This window comes from Actinophytocola sp., assembly GCF_035712165.1.
GTDB lineage: Bacteria > Actinomycetota > Actinomycetes > Mycobacteriales > Pseudonocardiaceae > DASYTH01.
Genome location: NZ_DASTBH010000588.1, coordinates 1 through 8,277, shown reverse-complemented (window position 1 = coordinate 8,277; position 8,277 = coordinate 1). Strand labels below are relative to the sequence as shown.

Here is an 8,277-nt window from a genome sequence, read left to right as displayed (position 1 = left end):
GACGAGCTCGCGCACCTCCTCGGCGCCGGCCACCCCGCCGGCGAGCGCGGCCAGGGCTTCCGGACGCACGTTTTCCCGTGCGCTTATCGGGGTGTGCATACGCAGGGTTTCCCTTCCTTGCCCAGTCTCCCGCACAATACGGTCGCCGAGCTCCCCCCGTTCGGGTGACCCGAATGATCGTCCTACCGGGTCGGCGCCAGACCCCGGACCAGGCTCATCGGATCATCGCCGGTGGGCAACAGCGCGATCGCCGGTGTGTCCAACCCGGCCTCCAGGTACGCCGCGACGCGCTCCCGGCAGTAGTCCAGGCTGCCGTGCACGATCAGGTCGTCGACCACCTCGTCCGGGATCGCGGCGTTGGCGCCGGCCCGGTCCCCGGCCGCCCAGGCCTCGTGCATCGGACGCAGCACGTCACCACGTCCCAGCCAGTCGTGGAATGCCGCATACACCGGAACGGTGAGATAACTGGAGATCAGCAGCCGGCCGAGCCGCCGGGCCGCCTCGGCGTCCTCGGTCGGACACACGAAGATCCGCGCCACCAGCTCCCGGTCCGGGCCGATCTCCGCGCGCACCTTCGGCACGTCGGTCGGGGCCAACCAGTTGGTGATCGCGCCGTCCGCCTCGCGCGCGGCCATCCGCAGCATCCCCGGCCGCAACGCCGCCACCATCAGCTGCGGCGGCGGCTCCGGCGCGCGTTCCAACCGGAACTTGCTCACCGCGAACGTCGGGTAGGTCTCGGTGACCTTCGCCCCGGTCAGCGCCGCGCGCAGGAACCGCACCGTGTCCCGGGTGCGGGCATACGGCTCGGTGAACGGCACGCCGTTCCAGCTCTCCACGATCGTCGGGGTGGACGTGCCGATGCCCAGCACGAACCGGCCGGGTGCGAGGTCGGCCAGCGTCGCCGCGCTCATCGCCAGCAGCCCGGCGCCCCGGGTGTAGACCGGCACGATCGCGGTGCCCAGCCGAAGCTCCGGCGCCCACTCGGCCACCAACGCCAGCGGGGTGAACGCGTCGGTGCCGGCCGTCTCCGCCGACCAGGCGTCGGTGTAGCCCAGTCCCGGCAACTCGCGCACCAGGTCGCGGTGGGCGGACAGCGGTACCCCGGTCAACGGCAGGGTGATGCCCCATCTGCTCATCGATTGCCTCCGATCCCGAGCGCGTTTCGCAGCCAGTGCAGTTGCACCAACATGAAGTTCTCAGAAACCTCGTCGTCCAGCGGAGTCATGTGCGTCACACCGGGCAGCGGCAGCAGGGTGTGCGGCCGGCCGGCGGCCAGCAGCGCGGTGGACAGTCGCAGCGAGTGCGCCACCACCACGTTGTCGTCGGCCAGACCGTGGATCAGCAGCAGCGGCCGGGACAGGTTCGGCGCGTCCTCGATCAGCGAGTTGCGGTCGTAGACCTCCGGGCGCTCGTCCGGATGGCCGAGGTAGCGCTCGGTGTAGTGCGTGTCGTAGAGCCGCCAGTCGGTGACCGGCGCGCCGGCGATCGCGGCGTGGAACACGTCGGGCCGGCGCAGCACCGCCAGCGCCGCGAGATAGCCGCCATAGGACCAACCCCGAATGGCCACAGTGGACAGATCGAGCTCCGGGCGCTGCTGCGCCACCGCGCGCAGCGCGTCGGCCTGGTCGGCCAGGGTCACCCCGGCGAAGTCGAACGCGATCGCCCGGTCCCACGCCGCACCCCGGCCCGGCGTGCCGCGCCCGTCCACGATCAGCACCGCGAAACCCTGGTCGGCCAGCCACTGCGCGCCGAGGAAGGCGTTGCGGCCGGCCAGCACCCGCTGCGCGTGCGGGCCGCCGTACGGGTCCAGCAACACCGGCAGCGGGCCGTCCGCCGGCCGGTAGCCGGTGGGCAGCAGCAGCGCGGCGCGCCATTGGTGCTCGCCGACCGTGAGCAGGCTGAGGTTGGGCACCAGCGGCGGTTCCACCGCGAACGAGGCCACCTCCGCGACCTGCCCGGCGTCGCGCAGCACCCGGATCCGCGGCCCGGCGTGGTCCAGCGACCAGGACGTCAGCACGGTGACCGCACCGGACCGTGCCGCGCTGTGCACACCATCCACAGTGGACACCCGCACCGGCGCGGCGTCCCCGCCGCGGTACACGTGCACCTGGGTGGGGTCCTCCGCCGAGGCGGTGAACAGCACGTCGGCGGCCACGTCCAGGACGGCGCGGACCTGCAGCCCAGGCCCGGTGACCTCCTTGTCGTCGACCAGGAGGCGGTAGTCGCCGTCGCGCACCGCGACCCGCACCAGCCGGCCGTCGGTGGTCCAGGCCGGCACCCCGGAAACGATGTCCACCCAGTGCTCGTCGGTGTCCTCGTGGAGTTGCTCGGTGCCTCCGGTGTCCGGGTCGACCGCGAGGACCAGCACCCGGCGCTGGTCGCGGGACTGCACGGCGATCAGCGGCGGACCGCTCGCCGACCAGTGCACGGTGGTCAGGTAGGGCAGCTCGACGCCGTCCCAGTCGACCTCGACCCGGCTGCCGTCCAGGCCGACGACGGCCAGCCGGACCGCGACGTTGTCGGTACCGGCCGCCGGGTAGGCCACCACGTTCGGCGCGGTCTCCGGGTTGGCCGGATCGGCGATGTGCCAACGCCGCACCGCCCGCCGGTCGGTATGCGCGACCAGCAACCGGGTGCCGTCCGGCGACCACCAGTAGCCCCGCGACCGGCCCATCTCCTCGGCCGCGATGAACTCGGCGATCCCGCAGGCGCGGTCCGGACCGTCGGGCTCGGCCACCGCCCGGTCGCCGCTGCCGTCCACCGCGACCACCCGCAGCGCGTCGCCCGCCACGTAGGCGACGTGGGTACCAGTCGGGTCCGGCCGGGGGTCGAACACCGGGCTCGCGGTGTCCAGCTCACGCACCTCGCCGCTGACCGCGTCGGCCACGAACAGCCGGCCGGACAGGGCGAACGCCACGATCCGCGCCGCGCCGTCGGTGGCGTTGCCGAGCACCCCGGCGCCCTGCTCGCGGGCGCGCTCGCGGCGGGCCCGCTCATCGGCGGACAGCTCCTCCGCGCCGCCAGCGAGCAGCTCGGCCGGATCGGCCAGCCGGCTCTCCGTGCCCGTGGTCAGGTCGAGGCGCCACAGGATGTGCCGGCGGTCCGTCCCGGTCGCCGAGCGCAGGAACAGCACCCGGTCCCCGTCCGGGGAGATCCGGAACTCGCGGGCCGTGCCGAGCGTGAACCGCTGGGTTCTGGCCTGTAGTCGAAGGAACGAGGTTTCTTCAGTCACGCCCGAGACCCTACGGCGCGTGCTCACAGATGCATCGGCCGGAACCGCGGGTCGGCCACCTGCTCGACGCCGATCATCCCACCCAGCACGGCCCGCAGGGCCTCCACGGCGTCCCGGCCGTGCTCGCGGACCAGGCGCCGCTCGTAGCGCTGGTGGAACCGCCGGGCCGCGGCCAGCGCCGCCTCGCCGCGCGCCGACAGGTGCAGCAGCCGGGCCCGGCCGTCCTGCGGGTCCGGCCGGCGTTCGACGTAGCCGCGCCGCTCCATGTCGTCGGCGATCTGGCCGGCGCCCTGCTTGCTCATGTTCAGCCGGGTGGCCAGCTCGCTGACCGTCATCGGCCGGGCGCCAAGGCAGCGCAGCACGTACCCGTCCGAGGTGCCCTGGTCCGGGAAGTCCTCGGCCAGCGCGGTCCGCAGGCCGGTGACGAACTCCTCGCAGGCGAGCAGCAGCAGGATGCCGAAATCCAGCCTTGTGGCAGTCATGTCCGCCATGATAGACAAGCCGAGTTGAACAAGCTGACTTGTCTATCTGGAGGATTCATGACCGTCATCAGAGCCGCGGAGGCGCCGCGGTTCGAACTGCCCGGCGCCGAGTTCACCGCGCTGGCCGCGCCCAGCCGGGGCTCGGCCGGGCTGTGCACCTGGCGCCTGTCGGTCCACCCGGACCGGCCCGAGCCCGAACCGCACACCCTGGACCAGGACGAGGTCTTCATGGTGCTGTCCGGCACGGTCCGGGCCACCCCGGACGGCGCCGAGCTCGGACCCGGCGACGCCGTCGTGGTTCCGGCCGGCGAGCCGATCGCGCTGGTGAACACCGGATCCACGGCGGCCGAGCTCTACGTCGCCATCCGGGCCGGGTTCACCGGCACCATGGCCGACGGCAGCACGATCAGCCCGCCGTGGGCTCAGTGACCACCACCGCGTAGCCGGCCAGGATTCCACCCCAGCCACCCTCGGAGTCCACGCCGCTGCGCACATCCTCGGCGCCGTCGTGCCGCTCGATGTGCCGGTGCTCCAACTCGACCCGGGTCCGGTCCGGCGCCTCGGCGATGAACCGCACCTCGACCTCGCTCGCCTTGGCCGGATCCGGGTCGTAGTCCCAGTCACCCTGCAGGTGCCAGGACAACACCACCCGGTCGGGTGGCTCGAAGGCGAGCACCCGGCCCCAGTCGCATTCGGACCCGTCGACCCCGCGCTCGTAGAACCGGCCGCCGGTCCGGGGCTCTATCACCGCCTCGGCGAGGTCGGCGTCGCCGATGTGGTGGCTTTCCGGCCACCAGGTGGCGAACCCCTCGGTGAACACGGTGAACGCGCGCTGCAGGGACGCCCGCACGGTGACGGTCTTGCGGACACTGATCCCGGCCCGCTCGGCCTGCTGGGTCATGACTGCTTTCCTTCCTCCTCGGCGCGCTCCACGGCCTGCGCGAAGGCGGCCAGCGCCCGGTCCCACAACTCATCCAGGTATGCGCGAAGTGCTTGCACGCCACGGGGATCGACGCGGTACAGCCGGCGCGTGCCGTCGGCCCGGTCCACCACGAGACCCACCTCCTTGAGCACCTTGAGGTGCTGGGAGACCGCGGGCCGGCTCACCGGCAGCTCGCCGGCCAACTCGCCGACGGCCATCGGCCGGGTGACCAACCGTTCGAAGATCGCCCGCCGGGTCGGGTCCCCGAGTGCGCCCAGCCGGTCCATTTGGTAAGTGGCCACGAACGGTAAGCTACAACTTACGTAGACTTCTTGGCAAGACCAAGGCGAACTCACAGGCCTCTCTCACCCTCGGCCGCCACCGTTATAGCCATGACTCCGAACGCTCCCCAGCAGCCATTCCAGTACCAGCCCTGGATGACCCCGCCGACCACCTACACCCCGGAGCCGGCGCGGAAGTCCAAGAAGGGCATCGTCGCGGTCACCCTCGCGGCCACCCTGGTCGCGGGCGGGCTCGGCGGCACGGTCGGCGCGATCATCGGCGCCGCGCAGGCCGGCCAGGTGGCCAGCCAGAGTGGCCCCGCGACGGCGGCCCCGGCCTCGGTCAACACCCCCACCGACGTCACCTCCGTGATCGCCAAGGTCACCCCGAGCGTGGTGCAGGTCAACGTCACCATGCGCGGCGGCGCCGGCGTCGGCTCCGGCGTGATCATCAGCTCGGACGGCAAGGTGCTCACCAACGCCCACGTGGTCTCCGGCGCCGAACAGGTCACGGTCACCCTGTCCGACGGCCGGACCATCGACGCCACCGTGCTGGGCGCCGACCCGAGCAAGGACCTCGCGCTCATCCAGATCCAGGGCGCCAGCGGCCTGACCGCCGCCACGCTCGGCGACTCCAGCAAGGTCCGGATCGGCGAGGAGGTCATCGCGATCGGCTCGCCCGCCGGCCTGCAGGGCACCGTCACCACCGGCATCGTCAGCGCGCTCGACCGCGAGGTCACCGTGCCCGCCGAGCAGCGCTCGGAAAGCCCGTTCGGAATGTCCCAGGAGGACGCCACGACGAGCTACCAGGCGATCCAGACCGACGCGTCGATCAACCAGGGCAACTCCGGCGGCCCGCTGTTCAACACCGCCGGTGAGGTCATCGGGATCAACTCGGCCATCTACTCACCGGTGTCCGGCCCGGACGGTTCGGCCGGCAGTGTCGGGATCGGCTTCGCCATCCCGATCAACACGGCGAAGGAGGTGATCGGCTGAGGCATGAACGATCAGGACGGCAGCTGACTCTCTCGGCGGATCCATGACTCGTGTGGTCATGGATCCGTCAGTCGTTCCGCGTCGGTCGCACTGCCCGTCCGGCCCGTTCCGCCTCACCGATCGCCGCGGCCGTGCGCCGCAGCAGCCAGGCGGCCCGGCGCACCCGCCGCCGCAGCCGGGCCACCGCCACCAGCAGCACTCCGGCGCCGGCCAGCAGCACCAGCCCGCTAACGAACACGGTGCACCCGCACGTCGGCCTCGACGCCGGCCGAGGCCAGGTTCTCCCGAACCCGACCGACCACCTTCCGGTGGATCGCGTCGCGCAGCAACCGGGGCGTCAGCACCGTCAGCGGTCGCGCCACCCAGGTCTTCTTGTGCGCCAACTCGAACAGGTTGAGCAGCTCCACCGAGATCAGGTACCGGTCCTCGGTGCCGAACACCTTCGTCAGCTCCACCGGCAGCGCCTCCACCCGGCGCGCCATCTCGTGCGCCTGCCGCTCCAACTCGCGCAGTTCGCGGCGTAACCGCCACAGCGCGGCGCCGGCCAGGGCGAACGCCAGGACCCCCAGTGTCAGCACGACCGCCGGCACGTCTCAGAGCGCCTTGTGCATGTCGCGCAGCCGGGCGACCAGGTCGAGCGGGCCGGCCGGGGCGATCAGGATCCGGTTGTCGCCGCCCGCCACCGGGGTCATCTGGTTGAGCCACCGGCCGTTGCGGGTGTCTGCGAACCGCAGCGGGTGCGGGCTCACCCGGCGCCGGCCGAGGCCGTCGCGACTCGCCACCGAGAGCTGACCGCCGCCGGTCGTCGGGAGCTCGGCGATCCGCTGGGCGAGCCGGACCTCGGGCCTGGCCAGCCGGGAGCCCACCCCGGCCTCGGTGCTGCGCCGCCCGCCGGCCGAGGCCAGCGCGTCGGACTGCAGCATGCTGAACGCGTCACCGCGGCCGGGCGGCAGGTCGGCGGCCTGCCCGACCAGCTCCTCGGGCAGCCGGTCCGGCCGAATCTGGCGCAGCGTCACCGAGTCACCGTCGCGCACGGCCAGCACCGCCTCTCGCCCGATGGCGCCGGCCAGCACGCCGATGGTCTTCTCCTCGATGCTGATCCAGCCGTAGAACTCCACGGCCGGCCGGCACAGCACCGCCAGCGCGGCGACCACCTCGGCGTCCAGCCGGCCCCGGCGGTCGAACAGGCCCATCCGGCGGAAGTCCTCCCGAGCCCGCAGCTCCTCCTCGTGTTCGAGGTCGCGCGGCCGCCAGACCGCCGCCGGCTTCAGCGTGATGTGCAGCTCGCCCAGGTTCTCCAGGGCGACCAGCCGGACGAGCGCCTCGGCCGGCAGAGTGATCGGCTTCGGCAACACCACCGATGTCCTCCCGCTACTCGCCGATCACCGGCGGTGCGGTGACCTCGTCGGTGCCGAACGTCTCGTCCGGGTCGGCCTCGACCAGGAACGACGGCCGCCGGTGCTCGCCGTCCTCCTCGCCCTTGCCGCGCCCGCCGCCGCCACCCATCGGCATGCCGCCCGCGCCACGACCACCACCGGCGCCACCCCGCCCGGCTGCCGCCGCGGCCGCGGCCGCACCACCGGCCCCGAGCCCGCCCGCGCCACCCCGGCCAGCCATCCGGCCGCCCTCCTCGACCGCGCCGGCACCCGGACCACCCAGACCGCCCCCGCCACCAGGCCCGAACCCGCGCCCGCCACCCGGAGCACCGCCGGGACCACGGCCCCCGCCGCCTCCCCCAGGCCCCGACCCGCCACCACCGACCGGCAACGGACCCGGCCCGGGCAGAATCGGCATCGGCCCCGGACCCGGCCCCGGCCCAGGCACCGGCCCCGGAATCGGCGGCGCCGGCATCCCCGGCGGCCCCGGCACGAAGTTGTCCGGGTTGGTCCCGCCACCCCCGTCCGGACCCGGACCGGGCCCACCTGGCCCAGGCCCACCCGGCCCGACCGGCGGGAACGCCCCTCCCCCGGACGTTCCCGGACCGTTGCCACCCGGACCGCCGACCTGCGGCGGCGGCTGGCTCCGCCCGCCCGGCGGCGGCGCGTCCTTCAGCTGCTCGACCCCGATCGCCGAACCGTCCGGCGTGATCGACCCGTACGACATGGGCATTCCCGACGTGTTCTGACCGGTCACGGACTCGTAGGTCCGCATCGCCTGCACGTTGCGCTCATTGGCGGCGTTGTACTCGTTCTCCTTCTCTTCGTAGGTCCGCCCCGCCCCGCCGAAGGACGTCAGGTTGTCCCAGAACCCCGGCTCCTGCGGCTGCGCCGGCACCGGCACGACCGCGTTCTTGGTCTGGTCGAACACCGACACCTGCCGGTCGATCATGCTCCGCGCCGTGACAATCTCCGGCGCCGCCATGCC

11 protein-coding genes are annotated in these 8,277 nt (G+C 73.1%); 2 read left to right on the top strand and 9 right to left on the bottom strand.

The features are described from left to right. Nucleotides 1-182: 182 nt before the first annotated feature. The 3 genes from VFO68_RS34200 to VFO68_RS34190 are packed head-to-tail and all read right to left on the bottom strand — an operon-like array spanning nucleotide 183 to nucleotide 3,714. Complete coding sequence (locus VFO68_RS34200) at nucleotides 183-1,136, bottom strand: LLM class F420-dependent oxidoreductase (protein WP_325162582.1); 954 nt, start codon at nucleotides 1,134-1,136, stop codon at nucleotides 183-185. Next, nucleotides 1,133-3,232: a S9 family peptidase gene (locus tag VFO68_RS34195; protein ID WP_325162581.1), complete on the bottom strand. Its 2,100-nt coding sequence runs from the start codon at nucleotides 3,230-3,232 to the stop codon at nucleotides 1,133-1,135. Before VFO68_RS34195 ends, VFO68_RS34200 begins: the two co-directional genes overlap by 4 nt. Before the next feature lie 23 nt (nucleotides 3,233-3,255). Further along, a complete protein-coding gene (locus VFO68_RS34190; RefSeq protein WP_325162580.1) occupies nucleotides 3,256-3,714 on the bottom strand; it encodes a MarR family winged helix-turn-helix transcriptional regulator in 459 nt (152 codons plus the stop codon). Between the two features lie 57 nt (nucleotides 3,715-3,771). Here VFO68_RS34190 and VFO68_RS34185 point away from each other — a divergent pair, with 57 nt between their 5' ends. Then, nucleotides 3,772-4,143, top strand: coding sequence for a cupin domain-containing protein (locus VFO68_RS34185; RefSeq protein WP_325162579.1), 372 nt, complete (start codon nucleotides 3,772-3,774; stop codon nucleotides 4,141-4,143). Here the strand turns inward: VFO68_RS34185 and VFO68_RS34180 are convergent. Both VFO68_RS34180 and VFO68_RS34175 read right to left on the bottom strand, forming a co-directional pair. After that, entirely contained in the window at nucleotides 4,121-4,615 is a 495-nt protein-coding gene (locus tag VFO68_RS34180) for an SRPBCC family protein (protein ID WP_325162578.1), read from the bottom strand. The two genes, VFO68_RS34185 and VFO68_RS34180, sit on opposite strands and share 23 nt — an antisense overlap. After that, the gene (locus VFO68_RS34175) at nucleotides 4,612-4,938 is read right to left on the bottom strand and encodes a metalloregulator ArsR/SmtB family transcription factor (protein WP_325162577.1); all 327 of its coding nucleotides are present in this window, start codon (nucleotides 4,936-4,938) and stop codon (nucleotides 4,612-4,614) included. Before VFO68_RS34175 ends, VFO68_RS34180 begins: the two co-directional genes overlap by 4 nt. A 90-nt stretch (nucleotides 4,939-5,028) precedes the next feature. On the opposite strand from VFO68_RS34175, the gene VFO68_RS34170 reads away from it, so the two are divergent. Then, on the top strand, nucleotides 5,029-5,913 hold the full coding sequence (locus tag VFO68_RS34170) for a S1C family serine protease (RefSeq protein WP_325162576.1): 885 nt from the start codon (nucleotides 5,029-5,031) through the stop codon (nucleotides 5,911-5,913). Between the two features lie 67 nt (nucleotides 5,914-5,980). Here VFO68_RS34170 and VFO68_RS34165 read toward each other — a convergent pair whose 3' ends face one another. The 4 genes from VFO68_RS34165 to VFO68_RS34150 all read right to left on the bottom strand — a co-directional run. Continuing rightward, on the bottom strand, nucleotides 5,981-6,151 hold the full coding sequence (locus VFO68_RS34165) for a hypothetical protein (protein WP_325162575.1): 171 nt from the start codon (nucleotides 6,149-6,151) through the stop codon (nucleotides 5,981-5,983). Beyond that, a complete protein-coding gene (locus tag VFO68_RS34160) occupies nucleotides 6,141-6,491 on the bottom strand; it encodes a hypothetical protein (protein ID WP_325162574.1) in 351 nt (116 codons plus the stop codon). The genes VFO68_RS34165 and VFO68_RS34160 overlap by 11 nt, the downstream gene beginning before the upstream one ends. A gap of 15 nt (nucleotides 6,492-6,506) precedes the next feature. Next, nucleotides 6,507-7,271, bottom strand: a complete 765-nt coding sequence (locus tag VFO68_RS34155) for an ESX secretion-associated protein EspG (RefSeq protein WP_325162573.1) — start codon at nucleotides 7,269-7,271, stop codon at nucleotides 6,507-6,509. A gap of 13 nt (nucleotides 7,272-7,284) precedes the next feature. Next, on the bottom strand, nucleotides 7,285-8,277 hold a 993-nt coding region (locus VFO68_RS34150), incomplete at its 5' end, for a hypothetical protein (RefSeq protein ID WP_325162572.1).

Bases quoted from the DNA above. Each gene is read 5' to 3' on its own strand.
- VFO68_RS34190 (WP_325162580.1), bottom strand. From the start codon at position 3,714: ATGACTGCCACAAGGCTGGATTTCGGCATCCTGCTGCTGCTCGCCTGC.
- VFO68_RS34180 (WP_325162578.1), bottom strand. From the start codon at position 4,615: ATGACCCAGCAGGCCGAGCGGGCCGGGATCAGTGTCCGCAAGACCGTC.
- VFO68_RS34185 (WP_325162579.1), top strand. From the start codon at position 3,772: ATGACCGTCATCAGAGCCGCGGAGGCGCCGCGGTTCGAACTGCCCGGC.
- VFO68_RS34200 (WP_325162582.1), bottom strand. From the start codon at position 1,136: ATGAGCAGATGGGGCATCACCCTGCCGTTGACCGGGGTACCGCTGTCC.
- VFO68_RS34170 (WP_325162576.1), top strand. From the start codon at position 5,029: ATGACTCCGAACGCTCCCCAGCAGCCATTCCAGTACCAGCCCTGGATG.